Source organism: Halobacillus sp. BAB-2008 (assembly GCF_000328325.1).
GTDB lineage: Bacteria > Bacillota > Bacilli > Bacillales > Halobacillaceae > Halobacillus.
Genome location: NZ_ANPF01000069.1, coordinates 26,081 through 52,162, shown reverse-complemented (window position 1 = coordinate 52,162; position 26,082 = coordinate 26,081). Strand labels below are relative to the sequence as shown.

At 45.9% G+C, this 26,082-nt stretch carries 32 protein-coding genes and 1 pseudogene; 32 read left to right on the top strand and 1 reads right to left on the bottom strand.

Going from position 1 to position 26,082, the window contains the following annotated elements:
- The first annotated feature begins 18 nt into the window (after positions 1-18).
- From D479_RS15005 to D479_RS14870, 29 genes and pseudogenes are all read left to right on the top strand, one after another.
- Complete coding sequence (locus tag D479_RS15005) at positions 19-1,059, top strand: NAD(P)H-dependent glycerol-3-phosphate dehydrogenase (RefSeq protein ID WP_008638585.1); 1,041 nt, start codon at positions 19-21, stop codon at positions 1,057-1,059.
- Positions 1,060-1,120: 61 nt separating this feature from the next.
- A complete protein-coding gene (locus D479_RS15000) occupies positions 1,121-1,378 on the top strand; it encodes a stage VI sporulation protein F (protein WP_008638582.1) in 258 nt (85 codons plus the stop codon).
- 237 nt (positions 1,379-1,615) lie between these two features.
- The gene (locus D479_RS14995; RefSeq protein WP_008638581.1) at positions 1,616-1,813 is read left to right on the top strand and encodes a DUF2768 domain-containing protein; all 198 of its coding nucleotides are present in this window, start codon (positions 1,616-1,618) and stop codon (positions 1,811-1,813) included.
- A gap of 13 nt (positions 1,814-1,826) precedes the next feature.
- Positions 1,827-2,555, top strand: coding sequence for a hypothetical protein (locus D479_RS14990; protein ID WP_008638578.1), 729 nt, complete (start codon positions 1,827-1,829; stop codon positions 2,553-2,555).
- Positions 2,556-2,773: 218 nt separating this feature from the next.
- A complete protein-coding gene (gene spoIVA, locus D479_RS14985; protein ID WP_008638576.1) occupies positions 2,774-4,252 on the top strand; it encodes a stage IV sporulation protein A in 1,479 nt (492 codons plus the stop codon).
- 361 nt (positions 4,253-4,613) lie between these two features.
- Entirely contained in the window at positions 4,614-4,886 is a 273-nt protein-coding gene (locus D479_RS14980; protein WP_008638574.1) for an HU family DNA-binding protein, read from the top strand.
- 184 nt (positions 4,887-5,070) lie between these two features.
- Complete coding sequence (gene mtrB / locus D479_RS14975; RefSeq protein WP_008638573.1) at positions 5,071-5,295, top strand: trp RNA-binding attenuation protein MtrB; 225 nt, start codon at positions 5,071-5,073, stop codon at positions 5,293-5,295.
- A gap of 88 nt (positions 5,296-5,383) precedes the next feature.
- On the top strand, positions 5,384-6,187 hold the full coding sequence (locus D479_RS14970) for a heptaprenyl diphosphate synthase component 1 (RefSeq protein WP_008638570.1): 804 nt from the start codon (positions 5,384-5,386) through the stop codon (positions 6,185-6,187).
- A gap of 3 nt (positions 6,188-6,190) precedes the next feature.
- The gene (gene menG / locus D479_RS14965) at positions 6,191-6,901 is read left to right on the top strand and encodes a demethylmenaquinone methyltransferase (RefSeq protein ID WP_008638568.1); all 711 of its coding nucleotides are present in this window, start codon (positions 6,191-6,193) and stop codon (positions 6,899-6,901) included.
- A 12-nt stretch (positions 6,902-6,913) separates the two neighbouring features.
- Positions 6,914-7,885: a heptaprenyl diphosphate synthase component II gene (gene hepT / locus D479_RS14960; RefSeq protein ID WP_008638565.1), complete on the top strand. Its 972-nt coding sequence runs from the start codon at positions 6,914-6,916 to the stop codon at positions 7,883-7,885.
- An 88-nt stretch (positions 7,886-7,973) separates the two neighbouring features.
- Positions 7,974-8,422 (top strand): annotated as a pseudogene (gene ndk, locus D479_RS14955) (nucleoside-diphosphate kinase).
- A 163-nt stretch (positions 8,423-8,585) separates the two neighbouring features.
- Positions 8,586-9,359 carry a protein-glutamate O-methyltransferase CheR gene (locus D479_RS14950; RefSeq protein WP_008638559.1) on the top strand — a complete coding sequence of 258 codons (774 nt, stop codon included), beginning with the start codon at positions 8,586-8,588 and terminating at the stop codon, positions 9,357-9,359.
- Between the two features lie 164 nt (positions 9,360-9,523).
- Positions 9,524-10,693: a chorismate synthase gene (aroC, locus tag D479_RS14945; protein ID WP_008638557.1), complete on the top strand. Its 1,170-nt coding sequence runs from the start codon at positions 9,524-9,526 to the stop codon at positions 10,691-10,693.
- Between the two features lies 1 nt (position 10,694).
- Positions 10,695-11,777 (top strand): 3-dehydroquinate synthase, encoded by a 1,083-nt coding sequence (aroB, locus tag D479_RS14940; RefSeq protein ID WP_008638554.1) that lies wholly within the window; start codon positions 10,695-10,697, stop codon positions 11,775-11,777.
- The gene (gene aroH, locus D479_RS14935; RefSeq protein WP_008638553.1) at positions 11,770-12,141 is read left to right on the top strand and encodes a chorismate mutase; all 372 of its coding nucleotides are present in this window, start codon (positions 11,770-11,772) and stop codon (positions 12,139-12,141) included. Before aroB ends, aroH begins: the two co-directional genes overlap by 8 nt.
- Positions 12,142-12,145: 4 nt before the next feature.
- On the top strand, positions 12,146-13,240 hold the full coding sequence (gene hisC / locus D479_RS14930; RefSeq protein WP_008638552.1) for a histidinol-phosphate transaminase: 1,095 nt from the start codon (positions 12,146-12,148) through the stop codon (positions 13,238-13,240).
- A 1-nt stretch (position 13,241) separates the two neighbouring features.
- Complete coding sequence (locus D479_RS21330) at positions 13,242-13,778, top strand: prephenate dehydrogenase/arogenate dehydrogenase family protein (protein ID WP_346773261.1); 537 nt, start codon at positions 13,242-13,244, stop codon at positions 13,776-13,778.
- A gap of 4 nt (positions 13,779-13,782) precedes the next feature.
- Positions 13,783-14,340: a prephenate dehydrogenase dimerization domain-containing protein gene (locus D479_RS21325; RefSeq protein ID WP_346773260.1), complete on the top strand. Its 558-nt coding sequence runs from the start codon at positions 13,783-13,785 to the stop codon at positions 14,338-14,340.
- A gap of 12 nt (positions 14,341-14,352) precedes the next feature.
- Positions 14,353-15,642 carry a 3-phosphoshikimate 1-carboxyvinyltransferase gene (aroA, locus tag D479_RS14920; RefSeq protein WP_008638549.1) on the top strand — a complete coding sequence of 430 codons (1,290 nt, stop codon included), beginning with the start codon at positions 14,353-14,355 and terminating at the stop codon, positions 15,640-15,642.
- Positions 15,643-15,777: 135 nt separating this feature from the next.
- Complete coding sequence (locus tag D479_RS14915) at positions 15,778-16,584, top strand: hypothetical protein (RefSeq protein WP_241210938.1); 807 nt, start codon at positions 15,778-15,780, stop codon at positions 16,582-16,584.
- 18 nt (positions 16,585-16,602) lie between these two features.
- Complete coding sequence (locus tag D479_RS14910) at positions 16,603-17,856, top strand: tetratricopeptide repeat protein (RefSeq protein WP_008638543.1); 1,254 nt, start codon at positions 16,603-16,605, stop codon at positions 17,854-17,856.
- Positions 17,857-17,890: 34 nt separating this feature from the next.
- Entirely contained in the window at positions 17,891-18,451 is a 561-nt protein-coding gene (locus tag D479_RS14905; protein ID WP_008638541.1) for a ReoY family proteolytic degradation factor, read from the top strand.
- A 146-nt stretch (positions 18,452-18,597) separates the two neighbouring features.
- On the top strand, positions 18,598-19,062 hold the full coding sequence (locus tag D479_RS14900; RefSeq protein WP_008638539.1) for a DUF2487 family protein: 465 nt from the start codon (positions 18,598-18,600) through the stop codon (positions 19,060-19,062).
- Between the two features lie 119 nt (positions 19,063-19,181).
- Positions 19,182-19,688, top strand: coding sequence for a ubiquinol-cytochrome c reductase iron-sulfur subunit (locus D479_RS14895; protein ID WP_008638537.1), 507 nt, complete (start codon positions 19,182-19,184; stop codon positions 19,686-19,688).
- A gap of 2 nt (positions 19,689-19,690) precedes the next feature.
- Positions 19,691-20,365, top strand: coding sequence for a menaquinol-cytochrome c reductase cytochrome b subunit (gene qcrB, locus D479_RS14890; RefSeq protein WP_008638535.1), 675 nt, complete (start codon positions 19,691-19,693; stop codon positions 20,363-20,365).
- A gap of 29 nt (positions 20,366-20,394) precedes the next feature.
- Positions 20,395-21,294, top strand: a complete 900-nt coding sequence (locus tag D479_RS14885; protein ID WP_008638533.1) for a menaquinol-cytochrome c reductase cytochrome b/c subunit — start codon at positions 20,395-20,397, stop codon at positions 21,292-21,294.
- Positions 21,295-21,363: 69 nt separating this feature from the next.
- Entirely contained in the window at positions 21,364-21,948 is a 585-nt protein-coding gene (locus D479_RS14880; RefSeq protein WP_008638531.1) for a DUF1405 domain-containing protein, read from the top strand.
- Between the two features lie 56 nt (positions 21,949-22,004).
- Complete coding sequence (locus D479_RS14875; RefSeq protein ID WP_008638530.1) at positions 22,005-22,703, top strand: hypothetical protein; 699 nt, start codon at positions 22,005-22,007, stop codon at positions 22,701-22,703.
- A 63-nt stretch (positions 22,704-22,766) separates the two neighbouring features.
- Positions 22,767-23,441, top strand: coding sequence for a zinc metallopeptidase (locus D479_RS14870; protein WP_008638529.1), 675 nt, complete (start codon positions 22,767-22,769; stop codon positions 23,439-23,441).
- Between the two features lie 39 nt (positions 23,442-23,480).
- Here D479_RS14870 and D479_RS14865 read toward each other — a convergent pair whose 3' ends face one another.
- Complete coding sequence (locus D479_RS14865; protein WP_008638528.1) at positions 23,481-24,353, bottom strand: YitT family protein; 873 nt, start codon at positions 24,351-24,353, stop codon at positions 23,481-23,483.
- A gap of 156 nt (positions 24,354-24,509) precedes the next feature.
- On the opposite strand from D479_RS14865, the gene D479_RS14860 reads away from it, so the two are divergent.
- The 3 genes from D479_RS14860 to mgsA are packed head-to-tail and all read left to right on the top strand — an operon-like array spanning position 24,510 to position 26,079.
- Complete coding sequence (locus D479_RS14860; RefSeq protein ID WP_008638527.1) at positions 24,510-24,854, top strand: nucleotide pyrophosphohydrolase; 345 nt, start codon at positions 24,510-24,512, stop codon at positions 24,852-24,854.
- On the top strand, positions 24,847-25,647 hold the full coding sequence (dapB, locus tag D479_RS14855) for a 4-hydroxy-tetrahydrodipicolinate reductase (RefSeq protein WP_008638526.1): 801 nt from the start codon (positions 24,847-24,849) through the stop codon (positions 25,645-25,647). The genes D479_RS14860 and dapB overlap by 8 nt, the downstream gene beginning before the upstream one ends.
- A gap of 18 nt (positions 25,648-25,665) precedes the next feature.
- On the top strand, positions 25,666-26,079 hold the full coding sequence (gene mgsA / locus D479_RS14850; RefSeq protein ID WP_008638525.1) for a methylglyoxal synthase: 414 nt from the start codon (positions 25,666-25,668) through the stop codon (positions 26,077-26,079).
- Positions 26,080-26,082: the final 3 nt, after the last annotated feature.

Genomic DNA, 26,082 nt, shown 5'->3' with positions numbered 1-26,082 from the left:
CATAAGGAGGCAGGTATGATGGAAAAAGTTGCAGTATTGGGAGCAGGAAGCTGGGGGACAGCCCTGGCTCTTGTTCTGGCAGATAACGACCTGGATGTTCATATCTGGGCCCACAGGAAAGAGCTCGCTGATGAAATCAACGAATCCCATACGAACAACAGATACCTGGAAGGAGTAGAACTTCCGGATACAATCACAGCCAGCGACCGTTTACAGGATGTCGTGAAAGGTGCCGGACACATTGTGTTAGTCGTGCCGACAAAAGCGATGAGGGACGTGTGCCGTCAATTAAAAGATGTGATGGAACCGGGAGCCGTACTCACGCATGCTTCCAAAGGGATAGAACCGGATACGTACAAGCGTGTTTCAGAAGTGATCAAGGAAGTGATTCCTGCACACTTATATGAAGATGTCGTAGTCCTGTCAGGTCCAAGCCATGCCGAAGAAGTAAGCTTGAGACAACCGACAACGGTTACCGTTTCGGGTGAGAAGTTGGAAATTGCCGAAAAGGTACAGGATTTATTTATTAATAAGCAGTTCCGTGTCTATACATCACCTGACCTTGTTGGTGTCGAGCTTGGAGGTGCTTTGAAGAACATCATAGCCCTTGGAGCAGGTATTTCCGATGGACTCGGTTATGGGGATAATGCTAAAGCAGCTCTCATCACCCGGGGCCTGGCCGAAATAGCCCGGCTTGGTACATCCATGGGAGCGAACCCGCTGACCTTTTCCGGATTGACCGGTGTCGGTGATTTGATCGTCACATGTACAAGTTCTCACAGCAGAAACTGGCGTGCAGGTTATAAGCTCGGCAAAGGGTATGCGCTTGAAGAAGTGCTTGAGCAGATGGGCATGGTCGTAGAAGGAGTCCGCACAACGAAAGCGGCCTATCAGCTGGCGCTTGACCAAAAGGTGGACATGCCGATCACGACTGGAATTCATCAAGTGCTCTTTGAAGATGCTGCTCCGGGAGACGTCGTTGACCAATTGATGACGAGGATCCGCCGCCACGAGATGGAAGACTTAACGAATATTCTTGATGATAAGATGAATCACTGACACATCCCCGCCCCCGTGCATATACTACACAGAACCTAATGCACGAGGAGGTCAAGGATAGATGAGTGATTTTCAGAAGAATATTTTCGACCATTTAAAGAAGAAGGCAAACATCGACCCGGAAGATGTGTTTAAAGTTGCAAATTCTGTGCAAAATGCGGACTTCAGTGATGAGAAGACCGTCCGTCGCCTCGTACGACAGTTGGCGAAGGTCGCGAACAAGAACATCTCCAAGCAGAAAGAAGATAAGATTGTAGAAGCGATCACGAAGCAGAATATGCCTCTCGATATGAACACGTTAGGGAAATTTATGAAATAATTACGAACCCGTGGGCGCCTGAGGAGGCGGTCCTTCGATCGTATGCATAAGATAACACGCAGCAATCATTACACATGAGCTGGTTAGGGAATTATTTAGTCACCCGGAGCGGATAAACCGCTCCGGTTTTTTTTTAGGAATGAAGATGTTTGGAAGCGCTACCTGTAAGGATGTAGGAGAAGTGTCCTGATTATGGTATAATACCAAAAGTTACAATTGTCGCTAGGAGGCGCGCCTATGTCTTTATCCATGTTAAAAATGTACATATCATTCGGTGGGATTATTTCCCTATTCCTTGCCGTAGGTTTGATTTATTTGAGCCGACATAAATTAAAGGGTGTAGTATCCGTCATCGTTGCCATATTCGCATACTTTTTTATGATCCTTGGCGGACTGATCATCTTCTATATTGTTCTGAGCGGGCCGACGGCGTGAAGGAGGGGCTGTAATGAAACAGAAAGCTATTGGTGCACTATCCGTTTTGGTTCTGCTTGTCCTTTCCGGTTGTCTTTATCCGGAATCTCGTTTAGAGAAGAACAAAATTCCGAACGATGCCCAGCTGCAAATGGTCCAGACGGCAGTGGACAGCTTTCAGGAGCAAAGCAGCGGTCTTCTCCCGATTAAAACAAAAGATCAGGAAACACCGGTCTTTCAGAAATATCCGATTGAGTTCCAGAAGCTGAAGGAACAGAATCTGATCGGAGAACTTCCGGGGACGTCTTTTGAGAATGGGGGGCATTATCAGTACGTGCTGATTCATCCGGAGACGGATCCTACGGTGAAGGTGCTTGACCTCAGGACAACGGAAACCGTACGTTCCGTTCAGGTGAAGGTGACGTTCTATCAGGAAAGTCACCGGTATCCTCCTTTTGGTGATTTTGTGGCCAAAGGAGTATATGAGATCGATCATGAGAAACTCGGTTTAAAGGAGCCGCCGAGTGTGGACAGCCCCTATTCGGAACATACACTTCCTCTTTATATAGATGAGCAGGGGAAGGTGTTTATAGACTATCGTAAAGACATATACAGCTTCATGCGGGACGAAGGAGCGGATTATAAGCCGGGCGATGACATTCGTTACCTTCTTACAGACCACGCTCCTTTCGTGCCCGCCTACTCCAAACCATATACCGTTGAAGACGGTGAACCTGTCTTCATGAATGAACAGCCGTCATAAATTCTTACCGCTTCCTGCATAAGGGAGCGGTTTTTTCATATGATTAAACGAAATCATCCTTAATGATATGTAACGGTCCGACGAAGTTATCAATCTATGATTTACCAAACGCTTCTCATTTTACTTCTCGAATTTGTGCATATTACGGTAGGGCGACGTCATAGAATTAGATTGTCTAGGCTTGTATGATGGTGAAATTTTATTTGGGAGGGGATCCTTTGGAAAAGGTTGATATCTTCAGTGATATTTCCAAACGGACGAATGGAGACATTTATTTAGGGGTCGTTGGGGCAGTGCGTACGGGTAAATCAACATTTATAAAGAAATTCATGGAGCTTGTAGTGCTTCCGAATATGGAAGATGAAGCGGAGCGTGAACGCGCTTTGGATGAGCTTCCGCAAAGTGCTGCAGGGAAAACGATTATGACTACAGAGCCGAAGTTCGTACCAAATCAGGCGGCAACGATTAATATCGATGACCACCTTGATATTCGTGTCCGTATGGTCGACTGTGTCGGCTATGCTGTGAACGGTGCAATCGGTTATGAAGATGAACATGGACCACGTATGATCCACACGCCATGGTATGAAGAAGCCATTCCTTTCCATGAAGCTGCGGAAATTGGGACGCAGAAGGTTATACAGGAGCATTCAACCATCGGAATTGTTGTGACCACGGATGGGACCATCGGTGAGATCAGCAGGCAGGATTACGTAGAAGCAGAAGAAAAAATTGTCGATGAACTAAGAGAAGTAGGCAAACCGTTTATCATGGTCGTCAACTCGGCGCAGCCTCATCATCCGAACACGGAGAAGCTGAGGGCAAACCTTTCTGAGAAATATGATATTCCTGTTCTTGCATTATCTGTAGAGAGTATGAGGGAACAGGATGTCCAAAGCGTCCTTCGTGAAGCGTTATTTGAGTTTCCTGTGCTTGAAGTAAATGTAAACCTTCCAAGCTGGGTCATGGTACTGGACAATAGGCACTGGCTGAGAAACAACCTTCAGGAAGCGATTGAAGAGACGGTTAAAGATATTAAGCGACTCCGTGATGTCGATACCGTCGTAGGTAACTTCGATCAGTATGAATATATTACAGGAGCACATATATCCGGTATGGATCTTGGAGAAGGAGTCGCAGAAATCGACCTGCAGGCCCCGGAACAGTTATACGATCAGGTGCTGAAGGAAATAGTCGGAGAGGAAATCCGCGGGAAAGATCATCTCCTTGAGATCATGCAGGACTTTTCTCATGCGAAGAGAGAGTATGACCAGGTCGCGGATGCTCTACAGATGGTCAAACAGACAGGCTATGGCATCGCTGCGCCAACCTTGGAGGATATGAGGCTTGATGAGCCTGAAATCATCCGTCAAGGATCAAGGTTCGGCGTTCGTCTCAAAGCAGTCGCTCCGTCGATTCATATGGTTAAAGTTGATGTCCAGTCCGAATTTTCCCCGATTATCGGAACCGAAAAACAAAGCGAAGAACTTGTAAGGTATTTAATGCAGGATTTCGAAGAGGACCCGCTTTCGATTTGGAATTCAGATATTTTCGGTCGTTCCCTGAGCTCTATTGTGAGGGAAGGTATTCAGGCTAAGCTCGCATTGATGCCTGAAAATGCAAGATATAAACTGCAGGAAACGCTGGAAAGAATCATTAATGAAGGCTCCGGCGGCATGATAGCGATCATACTTTAACGGCTCCGATGGGGCCGTTTTTAATTTTTTTCGGAAAAAAATCTTTGATAGGAAGGAGTTTCTTCCATCGGCGTCGTATTTAGCAATGTAACAATAGAAAAATGGCTGAAAACCTTGATGTGACAGTGTTTAGAGGTTGTTGCTAGTAAAATCCATTTATGGTAATCCGCCCTTTAAGTGAGGGGTGATTCAGCTCTGAAATCGCATTGTTACGCGATTTTAAAAGGTTTGTCTATTGAATTTCAGAGAAAACTCGTTTATTATAAGGCATGTCATCAAAGAGATGACCGCTAAAATAAACATTTGAAGCGGCATTCCGTCGCTTTAATGAGTTTAACCTTCTTGGGAGGAGGTGAATATCATGAATAAAACAGATCTTATCAACGCAGTATCTGAAAAAGCAGATCTTTCTAAGAAAGACGCAACACAAGCTGTAGATTCTGTATTCGAATCTATCATGGATTCACTTAAAGATGGTGACAAAGTCCAGCTTATCGGATTTGGTAACTTTGAAGTTCGTGAGCGCGCGGCACGTAAAGGCCGTAACCCGCAAACTGGAGAAGAGATCGAAATCTCTGCTAGCAAAGTACCAGCTTTCAAACCTGGTAAAGCCCTTAAAGATGCAGTTAAATAAACAGCTACATAGGGCTTGAAGAAAGGGTGCATAAGCACCCTTTTTTCTTTTTATTCCGTTAGAAAATGAAAAGGCTGTCCATAATGGAGATAAGAAAGGCATCTGGTCTCATCGCCCACAAGGTGGATGTTTTGACAAAGCCCCCCTTGTAAGAGATAGTATTGATAAAGAAGGAGGCGTGAACATGTCAGCACCAAACAATGATTTTTTCGTTATTAAAGCGTTGGAGGACGGTGTCAACGTCATCGGTTTAACACGCGGTACGGACACACGGTTCCATCACTCGGAAAAACTGGATAAGGGCGAAGTTATGATTGCCCAGTTTACAGAACATACATCAGCAGTGAAAGTGAGAGGGAAAGCTGTCATTCAGACAAGTCACGGAGAGATGACAAACGAAGCGGATTGACCCACTTGCGGCATACTATACATACAGATGACGGACGAATTTGTGCTATAATCAGATTCGGGTCAACATCGTTTCAGGAAGGGATCAGGTGATCACGTTGAATTCTGCAGATAACAATATAAAGGAACTCAAACAGAAAATCGCATCAAAGGTTCGGCATCCTTATTTGGTCCGCTTTATACCTGAACCTACCATCGATGAAGACAAACTTGTCATTCTTTCGTCCATCATGGATCACACAAACCTTTCTGAAGTAAAAAAAGAACAGTATATTATAACGACCATGCTCGTGCAGATCGCCCTTGATACGCACGATCTCGTCACATTATCGGAAGAGGATGATGACAGGGAAACTGTCAGGACGAGGCAGCTCACCGTGCTTGCGGGAGATTATTACAGCGGCCTGTATTACTACTTGTTGTCCCAACTCGATGATATCCCGATGATCCACACGCTTGCAGGAGCAATAAAGGAAATCAATGAGTGGAAGATGGAGCTATATTACAAGGACGTGGATTCTTTCCAAGAATTCCTTGAAAGTGTGAAGAAGATAGAGTCCCTGCTTATTCAAAGGGTTGCCTCGTATGTGCAGAAGACGGCAATCAATGATATGGCCGGCGACTGGCTCTTAGCCAAGAAGCTTATGGAAGAGAAGCGGAGTTACCAGGCAGGGAATTTTTCACCGCTCATGGACGTACTTACGAAGCGGCCCGGGTTGTTCGGAAGCAACAGCCAGGTACTCCTCAATTTAGAACAAATGCTGCAAAGTCATGTCCTGCGCTTGGAATCGGCTGTTTCCCAGTTGCCGATTCATTTTAACTGGTTGAAGGATTATGTACACACAGCAATTCATCATCAATTTAATCATCGAAAGACAGCGGAAGAGGGTTAGAACATGCAGCCACAAACGAAGGAAGAGCGTGTACACAACGTTTTTGAAAAAATTTACAATCAATATGACAGCATGAATTCCATCATTTCTTTCCAGCAGCACCGGCTATGGCGTAAAGATGTCATGCGAAGAATGAACGTGCGTCGGGGAGACTGTGTGTTGGACCTGTGCTGCGGCACGGGCGATTGGACAATGACACTCGCGGATGCGGTTGGTAAGGACGGGAAAGTGATCGGTCTTGACTTCAGCGAAAATATGCTTTCGGTCGGTATTAAGAAGAAGCTTGCGCGCCGGGTCAAACAGGTGGAATTTCAGCATGGTAATGCAATGGAACTTCCTTATGAGAACGATTCTTTTGACTTCGTGACCATCGGCTTCGGTCTTCGGAACGTTCCCGATTACCGACAGGTGTTAAAAGAAATGTACCGGGTCGTTAAGCCTGGTGGAAAGGTCGTCTGCTTGGAGACATCACAGCCGACCAATCCTGTGTTCAAAAGACTTTATTATTTTTACTTTGGTAACATCATGCCGATTTTCGGTAAGCTGTTTGCTAAAAGCTATCAGGAGTACAGCTGGCTTCACGAATCGGCGAAAGATTTTCCTGGTAAAGCAGAATTAAAGGCAATGTTTAAAGAAGTCGGATTTCATAACGTCAACGTAAAATCCTATACCGGCGGCGTCGCTGCCATGCATATGGGTCAAAAGCAAACTTAAGGATGAAGCGCAATGAAACTAGCAATGATTTACTCGTTTCTAAAAAATGATCTAGCAATCATGGAAGAGGCCGTCAATGATACGATCCAGTCAGACAATGACGTGTTAAGACAGGCTTCAAGCCAACTCCTGAAGGCGGGAGGCAAAAGGATCCGCCCTGTTTTCGTTCTTCTAGGTGGTAAGTTCGGCCACTATGATATCGAGCGGATGAAAGCAGTTGCGGTATCCTTGGAACTCATACATACTGCCTCCCTCGTCCATGATGACGTCATTGATGAAGCGGAGTTGAGGCGTGGGGAACCAACCATCAAAGCGCGATGGGATAACCGCATCGCAATGTACACCGGTGATTACATTTTTGCGCGGTCTTTGGAGAATTTGTCCAAATTGAACAATCCTAGAGCACATCAAATTCTCGCCAAGACAATGGTGGAGCTGTGCCTTGGTGAAATTGAACAAATCAAGGATAAATATAACGTAGAGCAGAATACAAGGGTTTATCTGCGGCGTATCAAAAGGAAGACAGCCCTATTAATCGCAGCAAGCTGTCGGCTTGGAGCCATTGCTTCGGATGTAAAGCCCGAACAGGAAAAAGCTCTTTATGAATATGGATATAATGTTGGGATGTCTTATCAGATTATAGATGATGTTCTTGATTTTACAGCTTCCGAAGAGGAACTTGGAAAACCTGCCGGCAGTGATCTGCTTCAGGGAAATATCACATTGCCCGTACTGTTTTCCATGCAGGATCCAACCTTCAAGGATCAGCTGACTAAAGCCTTTCTTCAAAAAGAAGATGTAAATGAAGAGGAACTTCGTCCAATCATTCAAACAGTCCAGACAAACGGTTCCATTGAGCAGTCATTGGAAATAAGTGATCGCTATTTAAAGAAAGCCTATGAATCCTTGGCAAAACTGCCTGCAGGAAGAGCGAAACAAACATTGAAGGGGATCGCCAAGTATATTGGAAAAAGAAGGGCATGATCTATTGCCTTTCCCTTCATTGTTTGTTAGACTTTTTTATGGCACTTATTAAAAGCGCTTTCACATAATACATAAAGAGGTGTATGTCATGCAGAAGACTTTTTTGATGGTAAAACCAGACGGTGTACAACGAAATTTGATCGGTGACATTACGGCAAGGTTCGAAAGAAAAGGCTTTAAATTGGCAGGGCAAAGCTGATGAAGATCCCCGCTGAATTGGCAGAAGAACATTACGGAGAACATAAGGAAAAACCATTCTTCGGCGAATTGGTTGATTTCATCACCTCAGGTCCTGTATTTGCAATGGTATGGGAAGGGGAGGACATTATCTTGACGGCACGTCAGATGATGGGTTCGACGAAGCCTTCAGAAGCAGCTCCTGGAACGATAAGAGGAGATTACGGTGTGATAGTAGGGAAAAATATTATCCACGGTTCTGATTCACCGGAAAGCGCACAGCGGGAAATCGGCTTGTTCTTCAAGGAAGAGGAAATCCTCTCCTATGACAAAGACATCTCAAATTGGGTATATGAATGAATACAAAGAAGCCGTCCTATACAGAGGTCGGCTTTTTTATATTTAATCTGAGAACGATACCAGTGTTATTAAACAAGTGGAAAGTTCTGAATTCTTGAACATTTACAATCCCTTTTATGTAGAGTACCCTTAGGAAGAACCTATTGGCGAGGAGATTGGAAGAATGACCGATTACGAACAGTTTATTCAACAGATCAATCACAAGACCGGCATTGATTTATCATTATATAAGGAAGCGCAGATGAAAAGGCGCCTTACTTCACTAAGGGACAAACGGGGCCATTCATCGTTTCGTGCGTATTTTTCCAGTCTCGAGAAGGACGCGGCTCTCCTTGATGAATTCCTGGATCGAATGACCATTAACGTGTCTGAATTTTATCGTAACCGGACACGGTTTGAAGTATTGGAGAGAAAAGTTATTCCGTTTTTGTTGAAAAAGAAAAAAAAGCTTAAAATATGGAGTGCGGCCTGCTCCACGGGGGAAGAACCTTACACACTTGCTATGATTTTAGACAGGCATACATCGCTTTCTAATGTTTCGATTCTGGCGACAGATCTGGACCGCAACGCTCTTGCTAAGGCGAGGGATGGAAAGTATCATGAACGATCCCTCAAAGAAGTAGAGCCGGATATAAAAGAAAAGTACTTTACGAAGGTAGGTTCGGAGTACCTTGTTGATCAGGCGATAAAAAAATGTGTGACTTTTCGTAGTCATAATTTGCTGTCGGATTCGTATGAGGAAGGGTTTGACTTGATTGTGTGCCGGAATGTCCTTATATATTTTACCGAGGAAGCGAAGGAAAAGGTATATCATCGTTTCAGCAGATCACTAAACTCAGATGGAATCTTTTTTGTGGGCAGCACAGAACAGATCTTCTCTCCACAATCGTACGGATTCCAGGTGTACGATACGTTTTTCTATCAGAAACAGCAGTGATCCCGACAGAATAACCGTTCTCCCTCCTTGTTTTACGAATTTTTTCAAAAAATAAGCATTTTATTCGCCACAAACGCAGGACCATATGATATAGTAGTATCTAAAATTCATAACACTTACACGGTTTAACGTGCGAAAGTGAATAACAGGAGGTTCATAAATATATGCGCTACTTAACAGCAGGTGAATCACACGGAAAACAGTTGACGACAATCATAGAAGGAGTTCCATCCCACTTACCATTATTAAGAGAACAAATAGACGAATCCTTGATTCGCAGGCAGGGCGGGTACGGCCGCGGAAAACGAATGCAGATTGAGAAAGATCTGGTAGAAGTAACAAGCGGTGTGCGTCATGGATACACGCTCGGTTCACCAATCACGCTCGTCGTACATAATGATGACTTCAAGCATTGGACGGATATCATGGGCGAGGACCCTCTTCCTGAAGACACGGGTAACATCCGCCGCACCGTTACTAAACCCCGTCCGGGTCATGCCGATTTGAACGGAGGCATGAAATATGGACACAGGGATATGCGAAACGTCCTGGAGAGATCTTCAGCCCGTGAAACAGCAGCGCGCGTTGCTGCAGGTGCTGTAGCTAAGGTGCTGCTGAAAGAACTTGGTATTGAGGTGACGGGTTATGTCCGTGAAATCGCTGGAATCGTAAGTGAAGTGGATGAAACGATGACCCTTGCTGAGCGTCGCGATATATCCGAAGCGTCCCCTGTCAGAACTTTTGATAAAGAAGCGGCTGAAAAGATGATGCAGGCGATCGATGAAGCGAAGAAGGAAGGGGACTCCATCGGCGGAGTGACGGAAGTGTATGTAGAAGGGATGCCTGCTGGAATCGGCTCTTACGTTCAATATGACCGTAAACTTGATGCGAAGATTGCTGGAAGCGTCATGAGTATCAATGCCTATAAAGGGGTGGAATTCGGAATCGGTTTCGAGGCTGCACGCCGTCCTGGAAGCCAGGTCCACGATGAAATACTCTGGAGTAAGGAAGAAGGGTACACACGTAGAACCAACCGCCTCGGAGGCTTTGAAGGCGGCATGACGACCGGAATGCCGATTGTAGTAAAAGGTGTCATGAAGCCGATCCCTACTTTATATAAACCGCTTCAAAGTGTGGACATTGAAACAAAAGAACCGTTCAGCGCGAGCATTGAACGATCGGACTCCTGTGCGGTACCGGCTGCGTCCGTGGTCATGGAGCATGTGGTTGCATTCGAACTGGCAAAAGCAATTACGGAGGAATTCCCGTCCGACTATTTCCCACGATTGAAGCGGGCAGTCGATGACTATCGTAAAGAAGTAAGGAGTTTCTGATATGGCCACCATACGCATCCATTCCAGTACACATGTCTATGATGTAACGATAGAAGAAGGCATACGACATCGGATGACGACTCTCCTGGAGGGTGATTATTCCCAAGTTTTAATCATCACGGATGAAACCGTCGCCGGGAGGTATCTAGAGGAGGTTAAAAGAGCTGTGGGTTCGATCGGATCCGTACACACTGCTGTTGTACCCGCAGGTGAGGGCTCGAAAAGCATGGATCAGTACAGCTATCTCCTTGATAGATGCGTGGAAGCGAAACTGGACCGCCGTGCTCTTATCATTGCTCTCGGCGGGGGGATGATTGGTGATCTGGCGGGCTTTGTTGCCTCTACCTACCTAAGGGGAGTTCCTTATGTACAGATGCCGACAACCATTCTCGCCCATGACAGCAGCGTCGGTGGTAAAGTCGCGATCAATCACCCTCAGGGAAAGAATTTGATCGGCAGCTTTTACAGCCCCGTACACGTCATTTATGATCTGGAAACTCTTACAACACTGCCGGAGAAAGAGATCCGCTCCGGGTATGGAGAAGTAATTAAACACGCTTTTCTCAGCGATGCAGCATGGGTGGAGGAAGTGCTTGAAACAAATGTGTCCCGCCTCTCTTCAGCTCAGCTTCAAACAGATTTAAAAAAAGGCATACGCGTCAAAGCGTCCATCGTTGAGCAGGATGAAAAAGAAGCCGGCGTTCGGAAATATCTCAACTTGGGTCACACCTTGGCTCATGCAGTGGAATCGGAACTTGGTTATGGAGAAGTGACACACGGTGAGGCGGTAGCGATAGGATTATCCTTCGCTTTTCGATTAAGCAGCAAGGTACTTGGTTCTGATTTACCGGAAAAAGAATATGTAAACTGGCTCAACGCAAATGGTTACCCCCTTTCTATCCTGAAAACGCTGAATAGTGACAGGCTTGTCCATCGCATGAAATGGGATAAAAAGACAGTACACCAGCACATTAATTTTGTGCTTCTTGATTCCATCGGTCAACCGGTAGTCCAACAAGTGGATGACGAGGTAATCATGGATGCTTTGAGATGTTGGATGAATGAGGTGATTGGAAATGAATAGAGGAGTTCGCGGCGCGACGACCGTGTTGAAAAACGAATCGGGAGAAATTATTGAGCGAGCAGCGGAATTAATGATAGACATCGTATCTTCAAACGATATAGCACCAGAGGATGTCACTTCCGTCTATTTCACCGTAACAGATGATATTGACGCCGTATTTCCGGCAAAGGCTCTTCGACGTTTGGAGGGATGGACGTACGTTCCTGTCATGTGCATGAGAGAGATTCCCGTGCCGGGAAGTCTTGAGAAGTGCATTCGTGTGATGGTGACGGTGGAGACGGAGCGGACCCAGCAGGAGATCCGGCATATCTACCACTATGAAGCAAAGCAGCTGAGACCTGATTTGAAGAGTACGGAGGAGTGATTGTATGAAGGCAAAAGAAATATTGAAAACCATGAAACCATATACACCGGGAAAAGGGATTGAAGAAGTAAAGAAAGAGTACGGACTCGAACGAATCGTAAAGCTCGCTTCCAATGAGAATCCATTTGGATTTTCTCCAAAAGTGGAAAAAGAGCTCCCGAAGCTTATCTCCGGTTTGGAGATTTATCCGGATGGTTACGGGGCGGAAATCCGTCGAAAACTTGCTTCGTTTCTCGCGGTCAATGAGAAACAACTGATTTTCGGGAATGGTTCGGATGAGATTGTCCAAATCATCTGCCGTACATTCCTTGAATCCGGAGCGAATACGGTCATGGCGGCTCCTACGTTCCCTCAGTACCGTCATAATGCTTTAATAGAAGGAGCCGAAGTAAGAGAAGTTCCTCTTGTAGACGGTCATCATGACCTGGATCGCATGCTTGAAGAGGTGGATGAACAAACGAGAGTATTATGGATCTGTACTCCGAACAATCCTACAGGTGTACATATTGTAAAAGATCAGATGGAAGCCCTTCTTGAAAAATGTCCGGATCATGTTTTGGTCGTCATTGATGAAGCCTACTTTGAATATATGGATGCTGCAGATGCGTTCGACTCTATTAGCGCGCTCGATCGTTTCCCCAACACTATAATATTACGTACTTTCTCTAAAGCATACGGCCTGGCCGGCTTAAGGATCGGGTACGGTGTGGCACACCCGGACATTATCCGCAGTCTGGAACCGGCAAGGGAACCGTTTAATACCTCCACCGTGGCCCAGGCGGCTGCGATCATCGCTCTGGATGATCAGAAGTTCATTCAGGAAACGGTTGAGGAGAACAGGAAGAACAAACAAATTCTAAAAGAATTCTGTGAGGAAGTCGGGCTGTCCTATTATGATACTCAGGCAAACTTCCTGTTGATCCACCTTCCTTGCAGTGGTGATGAAATGTTCGAACATCTGCTGACGAAAGGGTTCATAGTCCGGTCCGGAGAAGCGCTTGGTCTTCCTAATACCATCCGTCTGACCATTGGTAAAGAAGAAGATATGGAAGAAGTTCAGAAAGCGATCAAAGAGAAACTGACCGCCGGGGAAGTTTGATATGAAACAGAAAGTACTGATTGTCGGCCTGGGCCTGATCGGTGGATCCCTCGCCATGAATATTTCGAAGAAAGACGATGTCTTCTTAATAGGAGTGGACGGGGATGAAGCCACCTTAAATATGGCTCTGAAACAAGGGGTCATCCATCAAGCTTCTTCCGATTTTAAGAAAGCAGCCATAGAGGCGGATGTATGTGTGCTCGCGACCCCTATTTCCGTGACAATAAATTACCTTCAACAATTGAATGATATACAACTGAAAAAAAGGCTGTTAGTGACAGACGTCTCTTCCGTAAAGAATCAAGTGCTGGCAGCGGCAAATGAGCTGAACCATCCGCTCCTCTCTTTTGTTGGAGGGCATCCGATGGCGGGCTCCCACAAGCAGGGGTACACAGCCGCTAAACCGCACTTATTTGAAAATGCGATATACGTCCTTACGCCTTCCGTTCACGCTACGGAGGAAGAAGCGGAGCGTTTAATCGATTTATTCTCTGAGACAGCAGGCGCGCTTTTTAACATTTTCAACAGAGGAACATGATGAAATGACCGCAGTCATTTCTCATTTCCCCCACCTGATCGCTTCTTCGCTCGTACATCAGGCGAGAAATTGGCAGGAGAAACACCCATTTCTTGAGCAGCTGGCTGCTGGGGGCTTCAAAGACATTACGCGGATCGCTTCCAGCAACCCGAAGCTTTGGCAGGATATTTTCTTTCAAAACCGAACCCTGCTGCTCGCGATGCTTGACGATTGGATTCAGGAGATGAAAAAGGTTCGGAACTACTTAGCAGACGAAGAGAAAGAAGAAACATACCGCTATCTATTTGATGCTAAGCAGTTTCGGGATGGTCTGCCTGTGCGTGAAAAAGGAGCAATTCCGTCCTTTTACGATATCTATGTCGATATCCATGACCGTCCTGGAGCTATCTATCATGTGATCGGTCTGCTTGCCCAGCATGCGATCAGCATCAAGAACATTCAAATTCTTGAAATTAGAGAAGGTATCACCGGTGTTTTGCGGATAAGTTTCGCTACAAGCCGGGAGCAGCTTGAAAGTAAAGAAATATTAGATAAGCAGTATGAAGTCATGATTCAGCAGTGAAGGAGGAAATCAATGTCTGACATCCAATTACAACCGACGGATAAGAAAATTATCGGAGAATTAAATGTCCCCGGCGATAAGTCCATTTCCCACCGTTCTGTTATATTTGCTTCGCTCGCCGAGGGCACATCGAAAATCACTAATTTCCTGACAGGGGAGGACTGTCTGCGCACGGTGCAGGCATTTCGTGATATGGGAGTAGAGATTGAGCAGGACGATGATTCTTTGACGATCCATGGAAAAGGAATCGCAGCGTTGCAGGAGCCGGTCGTTCCGATCAACTTTGGCAATTCCGGCACAACTGCAAGATTGATGAGCGGCGTTCTTGCAGGACTTTCGTTCTTCACGACGGCGTTTGGAGATGAGTCTCTTTCCAAACGTCCGATGGATCGTGTCGCTGTTCCTCTGCGCAAAATGGGAGCCAGGATCAGCGGAAGAAATAAGGGAGGCCTTCTCCCACTTGCTTTTGATGGAACGTCCCTGCAAGGATATGATCATAAGCTCACCGTTAAGAGTGCACAGGTTAAATCCGCCCTCCTGCTTGCCGGCATGCTTGCAGATGGGAAGACTACGGTGACGGAAATTGGCGAAACAAGGAATCATACGGAAATGCTGCTTCCGGAGTTTGGTGTCGATGTAGAGGTGGATGGCCGTACAATCAGCATTACTGGAAACCAGCAGCCAACAGCTGCTGATGTTAAGGTGCCCGGGGACATCTCTTCTGCTGCATTCTTCATTGTAGCAGCTGCCCTTCTGCCCGGCAGTGATCTTGTCATAAAGAATGTAGGCTTAAACAATACTAGAAACGGCATTGTTCAAACCATGCAGCAAATGGGGGCGGACATTCGGGCGGATGTCCACACGCATATCGGTAAAGAGCCTGTTGGTGATGTCTACATCAAAGGAGGTTCGCTGAAGGGTATAGAACTCGGTGGACAGCTTATCCCTAATGTTATTGACGAGATTCCGATTATTGCACTCGCGGCTACACAGGCGGAGGGTACAACCATCATTAAGGATGCAGAAGAGCTTCGCTTTAAGGAGACGGACAGAATATCAGCCGTTGCTGATACGTTGAATACTCTGGGGGCTGATGTTGAGACGACGGAAGACGGATTGATCATCCATGGAAAAGGGAAATTATCCGGGGGAGTGATTCATTCTTACGGGGACCACAGAATTGGAATGATGGGGGCTGTCGCATCTCTTGTAAGTGAACAGGCGGTCACTATTCAGGATAAAGACTGCATCAATATTTCGTACCCGAATTTCTTTGAGCATTTAAATCAGTCGCTTAAGTAAATTAACTTCATAGTTTTGATATAGCTCTCATACGATATAAAAAGCCTAGTTGGAGGTTTGAATCGTATGGGAGCTTATTGGTTTAGCGGATACGTAAAAAGGGCGAAAGGTCCGCCTGAACAAGAGGAGTGGTCAGTGAATCAAGCGAAGTTCACAAAGAACCGTACAGGTCCCCTATCTTATCGACAATTGGATGTAAAGGACTTTCTTATCACCCCCGGCCGTGTACAGATCGACAGGGAAGAACGAATCGAGACGTCCAGCAGTCCTTATGCCACCGCAGAATCTTACATAAAAAGAGGCTGCACGCTTTTACTCACACAGCACCTAGTGACTAGCTTACGTCACTACAAAGTACAATATGAACAGTTTTTAAAGAAACTAAGGAAGCTTCCTGTAAATTTCATGGTGCTCCCGGTCGTTCCGGTAAAGCTTTTGCGTCCAGAGGTCATCCGCTTTTTCTCAAGAAAAGGCAGCCCCTTTTTATGTATCAGAATCAAGTCGAGAGAAGAGTTGCTTGACGTGTGTTGGGAATGGATTGTGCAAGCGCAGAGTTACAGACGGATGCCGCTATCATTAATGGTCGAAGAAGGCCGAGATGCGTCGAATTTCTATGAGGAATTGTGGTCTTCACTTACAAGACAATATGGTATGATTAAATTAACAGATATCCCGGATGGAGAAGCAGTTTCCGTACAAAACCTTAGAGACAGCGGTATTTACCCGCTCAGGGGGGATCTATTGTCCGGAGCAAGCGCAGATTACAATCTTTATTATAGGAAATCAGTCCAAACGTTTGATGATGACGATGATTTCCGATATCATGATTCTGTTCCGGATGTTACAGTTATGAACGGAAGTGTGGTGCAGGTGCAGCAGAACATTGTACCCCACACGCCCGGTACCCATATAAAAGTGAAGATTCACAAGCATTTTTTTTGAGATGGAAAGGATGTCATCATGGAGGAAATACAAAAAGCAATCCGTCAAATGGAAGCGCATAAGACGGAAGACGCGATAAAGACACTGACCAACTACCTGCCGGAAGCGGATGAGGAGGAACGCTTCACCATTGCAGAGCTTTACATGCAGTGGGGAATGCTTGAAGAGGCCAAACTGGTCCTTCATGAACTCATTCAGCGCTATCCGAAAGAACTAGAACTGAAAGTGATGATGGCGGAGATCCATATCGACCTCGAGGAAGACGATGAGGCAATAGAAATTCTGAATCAATTCGGCCCGGAGGATGAAGACTATTTACAAGCGTTAGTACAGCTGGCGGATCTTTATCAGGCGCAGGGACTATTTGAAGTAGCCGAGCAGAAGCTTCTGGCTGCCAAACAAGTGGAACCCAACTCGGCAATCATTGATTTTGCTCTTGGTGAATTGGCCTTTTCAAACGGTGAATACTCCAAGTGTATCCCCTATTACGAAAATGCCATGCATCATCAGCCTGTCATAGGGGACATTGAAGTCGCCACAAGATTGGCAGAAGCCTATGCAGCGAACGGTGAATTTGAACAGTCTCTGGAATTTTTCCAACAGGTGGAAGAAGACAACCCTGATGTAATGTTCCGCTACGGGTTTGTAGCCTTTCAGGCGAACCGAAACGACATTGCGATCCACGTCTGGGAAGAATTGATTGAAAAAGACGCTTATTTCCAGTCGGTCTATCCGCTGCTCGCCCAAGCCTACGAAGCAGAAGGAATGCCTGCTGAGGCACTGGAAATGGCTAAAAAAGGTCTGGCTAAGGATGAATTCAACAAGGAACTCTACCACTTGGCAGGCACATTGTCCCATCGTCAGGGAAATAAGGAAGAGGGCTATAAATGGATGAGAGAGGCCGTCGCTCTCGACCCAGGATATAAAGAAGCGGTTTTATTCTTAATCGAGAACTATAAAGCCGACGGTGATTATGAAAATATTATTGATTTAATCAATGAATTGATTGCGCTCGGAGAAGAAGACCCGAACTATCTATGGGAATTGGCACAAGCATATGAAGAGGAAGAACGGTTTGAAGATGCCTATGAACAATACAACCAAGCCTATCCTTCCCTTAAAGAAGACACGGACTTTTTGAAGGCTTATGGATACTTTCTTGTGGAAGACGGGAAAATGGAAGAAGGAAAGAACGTATTGGAAGAATACCTCAAGCACGATCCTGCTGATACAGAGATGGAAGATTTCGTGGAGCGGTTAAAGGAACGATAACAAGATGGATTAATAAAGCGCAGGAGGGGCGCCTATGCAAACACCGATTTCTGTGGATGAGAAAAAAGATTTTGTCCGCTGGTTTTTGAACCACTTTCAATTGAAAAAGAGAGAAAGCGTCTGGATTCTGAATTATTTGATGAACCATGAGTCTCTTTTATCCAGTGTCCATTTCGTCCAGGAAGTGAAGTTTTGCCCCCGTGGGATGGAGATCAGTGCTCAAGGTGTGTCGGACCCGCCTTTCCGTTTTTATAAAGGTCAGGTGATGACGAACGATGCCGAGAAATCTTTTCATGACCTCAGGATGAATCAGGGAGAGCCTGTCTACATTCAAATGAATTTCGAGAATGCTCAGCAATGCTCTAAGTATGCGCTGGTTCTAGAAGAGAATCCGTACCTTCCGAAAGATTACTATTTAAACGACCGTGATAAGAACGAAGCGGAACAGCTGCTGTCCTTGAGCCTGCTCAACTACCGCAGAAAAAGTATTGAGCATCGCATTGACCAGGCGTTGATCGCAGGGGAGAGAGAAACCTTTCAGGAATTGTGTGTAAAACTGGAACAGGTGAAGCAGGATTTAAATACATTTATATGAAGGAAAGAGGGGGAGCTGCACCGGCTGCCCCTCTTTTTTGCTTGGATCGGAACTTCCATATGATTCTGAAAAATGAATGCGCTTGCGCTTTCCAGGATGTATAGTAAAATAGAGGAAAAGATACATAGTATTAGGAAAGGGAATGAATGATGCGCTGGACAAAAGCAGATACTACACAGTACTTACCGGAAAAGCAGTACATCGACACCGTCCTTATTCCATTGATTCCATTTGACCCGTCTTCGGACGGATCGATGACGGAGCAGGCTTTTCGCAGGGAGCTTACCCAACTGTTTACAAACTTCATAGAGAAAGAATACCACGGGCGGATCTTTCTTGCTCCCGACTATCATTACTTAAGCAATACCCATGAAACCGAGTGGGAGCGCCTGAATCAATGGATAAGTCATTTTAATACACAGCCATTCCAACATGTTTTCCTGTTTACATTTGATAGTAAATGGAGAAAATATGAGGCGAAGCTTAATGGAAAGCTGCTCTGGATTCCTGGAATGAAAGAGGGCGACATCCAATCGAAAGAAACGCAGTCCTTTGTTAAGGAACAAGCCCGTCAGATCAATGAATTAATCCAATATGACTGGCAATTATGAAAAGTTTGACTAGACTGGATATTTTATTGACCGGGCTATAAGATTGCGCTATCATTGGAAATGTCAGTAAAACGGTGTGGAAAATCCATGTTGCATGGATGAAAAGAGGGGGGAAAGGAATGAGTGATAAGAAACGGGTATCCCGTCGTCAGTTTCTCAACTATACATTGACAGGTGTAGGCGGTTTCATGGCGGCAGGAATGCTGGCACCGATGGTGCGGTTCGCCATCGATCCTGTGCTGAAGACGAAAGAAAGCGGCGACTTCATCTCCGTTGCTTCCGTCGATGATATCACGAATGAACCGCAGCGTTTCGAATGGTCTATTGACCAAGTGGACGCCTGGTATGAATCAGAAGTACAAAAAACCGCATGGGTGTACAGAGACGGAAACGATGAAATAATAGCGCTTTCTCCAATTTGTACGCACCTTGGCTGTACGGTGGATTGGGCTTCCAACGAACAATATCCGAAAGAATTTTATTGTCCGTGCCACGGTGGACGATATACAAAGGATGGCGTCAATGTGCCCGGCACACCACCAACTGCTCCACTCCCAATGTTTGAACACAAAGTGGAAGAGGGCATGCTCTACTTGGGCGAAGCAAAAGACAGAGGGGGTTCATAATCATGCTGCAGAAAATTTATGATTGGGTGGACGAGCGTGTTGATGTAACCCCGTTGTGGAGAGACATTGCCGACCATGAAGTACCCGAACACGTTAACCCGGCCCATCACTTTTCAGCTTTTGTTTATTGTTTCGGCGGTCTGACATTCTTCATTACCGTCATTCAAATTTTATCTGGAATGTTCCTGACGATGTATTATGTTCCCGATATCGAGAATGCCTGGAAATCCGTATACTATCTTCAGCGTGAAGTCGCATACGGGCAGATTGTCCGCGGTATGCACCACTGGGGTGCGAGCCTTGTCATCGTCATGCTGTTTTTACATACGCTGCGGGTTTTCTTCCAAGGAGCATACAAAAAACCGCGTGAGTTGAACTGGGTAATTGGTGTACTCTTGTTCTTCGTCATGCTTGGCCTCGGCTTTACCGGATATCTGCTTCCATGGGATAACAAAGCGTACTTCGCAACACAGGTTGGATTGGAAATCGCTGCAGCAACACCATTCATCGGAGATCAAATCCGCACACTGCTAGCGGGAGATCCGGACATCGTCGGTGCCCAAACGCTTACACGATTCTTCGCGATTCACGTATTCTTCCTTCCTGCAGCTTTATTCGGATTAATGGCCTTCCACTTCATTTTAATCCGGAAACAAGGTATTTCAGGGCCACTATAAACGTTTTTTATTAAAAAGGAGGGATAGCTGTGCATAGGGGAAAAGGGATGAAGTTTGTCGGTGATTCACGTGTCACTGCCGAGAAGAAAGCCAACCTGCCTAAAGATTATTCCGAGTATCCCGGTCGTACGGAAGCTTTCTGGCCGAACTTCCTTTTAAAGGAATGGCTCGTCGGATCCGTCTTCCTTATCGGCTTTTTGATATTGACGGCTGCTCACCCGTCACCGCTCGAGCAGCAGGCAGACCCGAACAACGCTGGTTATATTCCTCTGCCTGACTGGTATTTCCTGTTTTTATACCAATTCTTGAAGTATCAGTACGCAGGCGGAGATTATATTGTGATCGGAGCAATCGTCATACCCGGTCTTGCTTTCGGAGCACTGCTCCTCGCGCCATTTCTTGACCGCGGACCTGAACGTCGTCCACATAAACGCCCGATCGCTGTCGGGCTGATGCTCATCGGATTCATTGCTACGTTCTGGCTGACATATGAATCTGTTACGCATGCCGATTACGAGATGCGTGCGGAGAAATATGGTGTTAATATAGAAGCAGTCGAGTCAACGATTGACAAATCAGATCCGGGCTATGCCGTGTACGAAGCGAACTGCCTGAGCTGTCACGGAGACGCGCTTCAAGGGCAGGGGAACTACCCTTCCCTCATTGATGCGGAGCTGACGGTGGATCAGGTGAAAGACATCGCCGTTAACGGTAAAGGCGAAATGCCTGCTGGTATTTTCGGCGGCACGGATGAAGAACTGCAGCAGCTCGCTGAGTTTGTCGTTTCTGCCGGTTCCGGTGAAGGCGGCGGATCGGAGGAAGAAGGATCTGCTGAAGAAGATGCAGCGGAGTCGGAGGAAGGTGCGGATGACGCTTCTGAAGAAGAAGGATCCGCTGATTCTGAAGAGGCTGCAGAGGAAGAATCATAACTAAAGAACCCATCTTTTCGCCGCGCTTATATAAGCGCGGCTTCATCTATGTAAGGAGGCACCACGAACATGAGAAGTCTTATTTCCTATGTATTAACGAGTCGTTCTTTTCTTATCCTTTTATTTGTAGTTAATTTATTCGGAACGATTTATGGATTTATTTGGTACGAACCACAGTTGTCCATCACAGAACCTAAGTTCCTGCTTTTCGTTCCTGACAGTCCTACAGCAAGTATGTTCTTTACCATTTTTCTTGGGTTTTATCTTTTCGGGCGAAACGTCCCGTATATAGAGGCCCTTGCGCTTATTACCTTAATGAAGTACGGCGTCTGGGCTGTCATCATGAATATACTGACGATGATGGAATATGGTTCCCTGCCGTGGACGGGATATATGTTGATCATTTCTCACAGCGCTATGGCTGTTCAGGGAGTTCTGTATGCCCCGTATTACGCAATTCAGCTCAGACACCTGGCTTTCGCCGCTGTGTGGACACTCCATAATGACGTCATTGATTATGTTTTTGAACAAATGCCGATTTATCCGGCAATTGTCGAACATATGAATGAAATTGGCTATTTTACGTTTTGGCTGAGCATTTTGTGCATAACACTCGCATACATACTGACGCAAAGGCATAAACCAACGGTCTAAAAAGCTCTTCTCTCACATACGTTTTAATTAAGACTTCAGTGGGAGGGGAGAGCTGGATGGGACGGGCATGGAGCATAATATTAATCGCTTCCCTTATCTTTTTATTTCCGGTAGCTGTTCATGGAGAGAAAACGGTGGATCTTACTGTTTCTTTAGACGGTTTTGTGGAGCAGTATGAACGGTTAGTCTACGACGGGAAAGAGGAGCTTGCGGAAGAGCTCTTGTATAACCGTTTCGCTGATATGGAAAACTATATGGAGACAAGATCTATGGAAGAACAGTTCGTTTGGTCCACAGTCCTGGATCGCGTTAACAAAAGGTGGTCCGCTGAGGAATTGAAAACGATCGTTAAAGCTTTTGAAACCCTCTCTTCCCAAAAGTCCGGATCTGATATGGATATGATGGAAGAACTTCATTCGTTTGCAGATCGTGCTTCAGACCTGAATATTCCGGCAGCCGTCCTTACGTATGAATGGGAAATGCACCGTCCTTATTACGAAGAGATCCTGGGGCAGGAGTCCGTCTCCATCATTACCAACAGCTTGAGCAGTATGACAGGTGGGAGTATGTCGGCAAGGGAGAAGCTGTTGGCTGAGCTTAACTATATAAAAGCAGAGTCTCCCAAAGAAGACGGGTTCATGCTTGCGATTGGCGTTGTCGGCGGATCGATCCTTGTCACCTTAACCTATGTCGCCATTCGGAAACACCCCTCACGTTCAAAAAATAGACACAACCTTAGAAGGCAAAACAGTTGATTTTGTCCGACATTTTGACTAAAATTGACCTAAGCTAATACATCCAAGATGGAGGAGTGAACCATGAGTTTTCTCATTTATTTCGCCCTGATTCTGATCATTCCGATCTGGGCCCAGTCTAAAGTTAAAAGTACGTACAAAAAATACTCAAAAGTACCGACATCATCCGCTATGTCCGGAGCAGAAGTCGCACGAAAGATATTAGATGATAACGGTTTGTATAATGTCGCTGTCGAAGAAGTACGTGGCCAGCTGACAGACCATTATGATCCACGTTCGAAAGTTATCCGTCTGTCCACAGATAATTTTCATGGACGTTCCGCTGCAGGCGCTGCTGTTGCCGCTCACGAAGTAGGGCATGCCATCCAGGACGCTCAGGATTACGCGTTCCTGCGTTTCAGAAGCGCGCTTGTACCTGTGGCGAGTTTCGGTTCCAACATCTCCATCTTCTTAATTATCGGTGGTTTTCTTCTTGGTATGATGCAGCTTGCTGTTGTGGGGATCATCTTCTTCGCAGCTGCCGTGTTGTTCCAATTGGTCACGCTGCCGGTCGAATTTGACGCATCAAATAGAGCGATGAGTCAACTCGTTTCCACCGGCATTATCCGTAATGATGAAGAACGGAAGACGAAGAAAGTATTGAATGCTGCTGCGATGACTTACGTCGCTGCTGCACTGGTCGCACTCGCTGAATTGCTGCGATTCGTCTTCATGTTCGTAGGTATGAACGAAGAATAAAACGAATCCCCTCGGATCCCGAGGGGGTTTTTTGTGTTTTTATTCAATAGGATTTTTATTCTCATCCAAGGTGAATCCTTCTCCCATGACATCATGTACATGATTGACTGCGACGAAGGCGTGCGGATCAATGTGGTCTATGATCGATTTCAACCGTACGATTTCGTTTTTGGCAATGACGCAGTACAGGACATCGCGCTTGGCGCCCGAGAATGAACCCCGGCCTTCCAGTACCGTTACACCTCTGTCCATTTCTTCCATGACACGTTTCGATATTTCCTCGCTTTTCTCGGAAATAATGGTCGTCCCTCTTGCAGCATAGGCACCTTCCTGGATGAAATCAATGACCCTGGCACCTATGAACACGGCCAGTAGAGTGTACATGCCGCGGATATGGTCCAGGTAAGTAAGGATCGAGACAAGGATGACGACCGCGTCGAAGGCGAACATTGCCCGTCCCATACTCCAGCCGAAATATTTATTAATCAGGCGGGCAATGATATCCACCCCTCCGGTCGTTCCCCCGTATCGAAAGATGATTCCGAGCCCGATTCCTATGAAAACCCCTGCAAATAAAGCCGCAAGTGTCATATCAGACGATAAAGGGATATCGATCATATACAATTGGGAAATTTTAATGAAGACGGATACAGCGACGATACCGATTAAAGAGTAGTAAAACGTGACTCTCCCCAAGCTCTTCCAACCAATGATAAGGACTGGAATGTTGAGCACAATATTCATGACGGCCGGGTCCCAATTAAACAGATAAAGAAGGAGCAGAGTAATACCTGTGAAACCACCTTCTCCAAGCTGATTCTGAATATTAAAGTGGACCAGCCCAAATGAGAAAACAGCGGAACCGATCAAAATAAACAGGATGTTCTTCAAGCGCAAACCGAAAACTTTCAAACGACCACCTCCATAAAATCTGTCCATTTTCCATTATAGTTATAGTGTCGACAGCCGGCAATAGTGTATGGTCTTGTAGAAAAGCTATATGATTTGTCAAAAGCCGTCCTATTGGCTAACATTTAGAGAGGGTTTATACTAGAAAAGAGGGGTTTCATGGGCAATTACACGACGAATGATATTCAGGAACGTGTGGACCGTTACATATCGCAATTCAAAGAGGGCTATTTTTCGCCGCTTGCTCTTCAGGCACGATTAACGGAAGAGGTCGGAGAGATGGCGAGGGAGATTAACCACAGGTACGGAGAAAAGCCGAAAAAAGAGACGGAAGCGGATAAAGCACTGGAAGAAGAGCTTGGAGATGTACTTTTCGTATTGACTTGCTTCGCCAACTCTCTAGATATGGATTTGTCAGAAGCGTTTGAACGATCCATGAGTAAAATCGAGACGAGAGACAAAGATAGATGGACAAGAAAAGAAGGGAGTTCTGGACATGAATGAAATCAAAGTAATCGTTGCAGGACCGCGTGGCAAGATGGGGAAAGAAGCTTTGCAAATGATTGAAAAAGAGGAATCGCTCATCCTTGCTGCCTGTATCGATCGTAAGAATGACGGCATGCGGGTAAAAGAGATTAAAGGACTGACTGAATCGGAAGCGCTTATTTACACCGATGCGGCCGTCTGCCTCGCAGAAACAGATGCGGACGTACTTGTGGATCTGACAACGCCTGAAAACGGGTATAAGCACACGAAGCTGGCGCTGGAGAACGGTGTACGTCCGGTTGTAGGAACAACAGGCTTCACGGAAGAGGAGCTCCGCGAACTTACGGCGCTTGCAGAAAAGAATAAAATTGGTGCGGTCATCGCTCCAAACTTTGCCATTGGAGCAGTTTTGATGATGCAGTTCTCTAAATGGGCGGCCAAATATTTCCCTGATGTGGAAATTATCGAAAAGCACCATGATCAAAAACTTGATGCACCTTCAGGGACGGCATTGAAAACGGCGGAGCTCATTAAAGAAGTGAGAGAGGCTCACAAACAGGGACATCCGGAAGAAAAGGAAACGCTGCCTGGTGCCAGAGGAGCAGATGTTGAAGGTATGAGGATACATAGTATGCGCCTGCCGGGCCTTGTGGCGCATCAGGAGGTGACTTTTGGAGGGCTTGGAGAGACGCTTACCGTCAAGCATGATTCCATACATCGGGAATCTTTCATGAGTGGTGTTAAACTTGCCTCCGAAAAGGTAATGGACCTGGATATGCTTGTGTACGGTTTAGAGCATTTACTTGACTGAAGAGAGGGAGAAGGACAGATGAAAATCGCGTTGATCGCTCACGACAAGAAAAAGAAAGATATTATAGAGTTTGCGGACCGATACAAAGAGGTTTTAAAGAAACATGATCTTTATGCGACAGGGACGACCGGGATGCAGATCCATAGTGAAACAGGACTTGAAATTACACGTTTCCAGTCCGGACCCCTTGGTGGCGACCAGCAGATCGGTGCGAAAATTGCGGATGAAGACATGCATATGGTTTTGTTTTTCCGCGACCCTTTGACAGCTCAGCCGCATGAACCGGATATAAGCGCTCTTCTACGTCTTTGTGATGTTCACCAAATTCCCGTAGCAACGAACCGGGCAGGGGCAGACATTATGATCCGTGCGCTCGACCATGAAGACTTTGAGTGGAAAAGCATCATAGAACACAACAGAAAACAGGAGTGAGCA

Bases quoted from the DNA above. Each gene is read 5' to 3' on its own strand.
- D479_RS15005 (WP_008638585.1), top strand. From the start codon at position 19: ATGGAAAAAGTTGCAGTATTGGGAGCAGGAAGCTGGGGGACAGCCCTG.
- D479_RS15000 (WP_008638582.1), top strand. From the start codon at position 1,121: ATGAGTGATTTTCAGAAGAATATTTTCGACCATTTAAAGAAGAAGGCA.
- D479_RS14995 (WP_008638581.1), top strand. From the start codon at position 1,616: ATGTCTTTATCCATGTTAAAAATGTACATATCATTCGGTGGGATTATT.
- D479_RS14990 (WP_008638578.1), top strand. From the start codon at position 1,827: ATGAAACAGAAAGCTATTGGTGCACTATCCGTTTTGGTTCTGCTTGTC.
- D479_RS14980 (WP_008638574.1), top strand. From the start codon at position 4,614: ATGAATAAAACAGATCTTATCAACGCAGTATCTGAAAAAGCAGATCTT.
- mtrB (WP_008638573.1), top strand. From the start codon at position 5,071: ATGTCAGCACCAAACAATGATTTTTTCGTTATTAAAGCGTTGGAGGAC.
- menG (WP_008638568.1), top strand. From the start codon at position 6,191: ATGCAGCCACAAACGAAGGAAGAGCGTGTACACAACGTTTTTGAAAAA.
- hepT (WP_008638565.1), top strand. From the start codon at position 6,914: ATGAAACTAGCAATGATTTACTCGTTTCTAAAAAATGATCTAGCAATC.
- D479_RS14950 (WP_008638559.1), top strand. From the start codon at position 8,586: ATGACCGATTACGAACAGTTTATTCAACAGATCAATCACAAGACCGGC.
- aroC (WP_008638557.1), top strand. From the start codon at position 9,524: ATGCGCTACTTAACAGCAGGTGAATCACACGGAAAACAGTTGACGACA.
- aroB (WP_008638554.1), top strand. From the start codon at position 10,695: ATGGCCACCATACGCATCCATTCCAGTACACATGTCTATGATGTAACG.
- aroH (WP_008638553.1), top strand. From the start codon at position 11,770: ATGAATAGAGGAGTTCGCGGCGCGACGACCGTGTTGAAAAACGAATCG.
- hisC (WP_008638552.1), top strand. From the start codon at position 12,146: ATGAAGGCAAAAGAAATATTGAAAACCATGAAACCATATACACCGGGA.
- D479_RS21330 (WP_346773261.1), top strand. From the start codon at position 13,242: ATGAAACAGAAAGTACTGATTGTCGGCCTGGGCCTGATCGGTGGATCC.
- D479_RS21325 (WP_346773260.1), top strand. From the start codon at position 13,783: ATGACCGCAGTCATTTCTCATTTCCCCCACCTGATCGCTTCTTCGCTC.
- aroA (WP_008638549.1), top strand. From the start codon at position 14,353: ATGTCTGACATCCAATTACAACCGACGGATAAGAAAATTATCGGAGAA.
- D479_RS14910 (WP_008638543.1), top strand. From the start codon at position 16,603: ATGGAGGAAATACAAAAAGCAATCCGTCAAATGGAAGCGCATAAGACG.
- D479_RS14905 (WP_008638541.1), top strand. From the start codon at position 17,891: ATGCAAACACCGATTTCTGTGGATGAGAAAAAAGATTTTGTCCGCTGG.
- D479_RS14900 (WP_008638539.1), top strand. From the start codon at position 18,598: ATGATGCGCTGGACAAAAGCAGATACTACACAGTACTTACCGGAAAAG.
- D479_RS14895 (WP_008638537.1), top strand. From the start codon at position 19,182: ATGAGTGATAAGAAACGGGTATCCCGTCGTCAGTTTCTCAACTATACA.
- qcrB (WP_008638535.1), top strand. From the start codon at position 19,691: ATGCTGCAGAAAATTTATGATTGGGTGGACGAGCGTGTTGATGTAACC.
- D479_RS14880 (WP_008638531.1), top strand. From the start codon at position 21,364: ATGAGAAGTCTTATTTCCTATGTATTAACGAGTCGTTCTTTTCTTATC.
- D479_RS14875 (WP_008638530.1), top strand. From the start codon at position 22,005: ATGGGACGGGCATGGAGCATAATATTAATCGCTTCCCTTATCTTTTTA.
- D479_RS14870 (WP_008638529.1), top strand. From the start codon at position 22,767: ATGAGTTTTCTCATTTATTTCGCCCTGATTCTGATCATTCCGATCTGG.
- D479_RS14860 (WP_008638527.1), top strand. From the start codon at position 24,510: ATGGGCAATTACACGACGAATGATATTCAGGAACGTGTGGACCGTTAC.
- dapB (WP_008638526.1), top strand. From the start codon at position 24,847: ATGAATGAAATCAAAGTAATCGTTGCAGGACCGCGTGGCAAGATGGGG.
- mgsA (WP_008638525.1), top strand. From the start codon at position 25,666: ATGAAAATCGCGTTGATCGCTCACGACAAGAAAAAGAAAGATATTATA.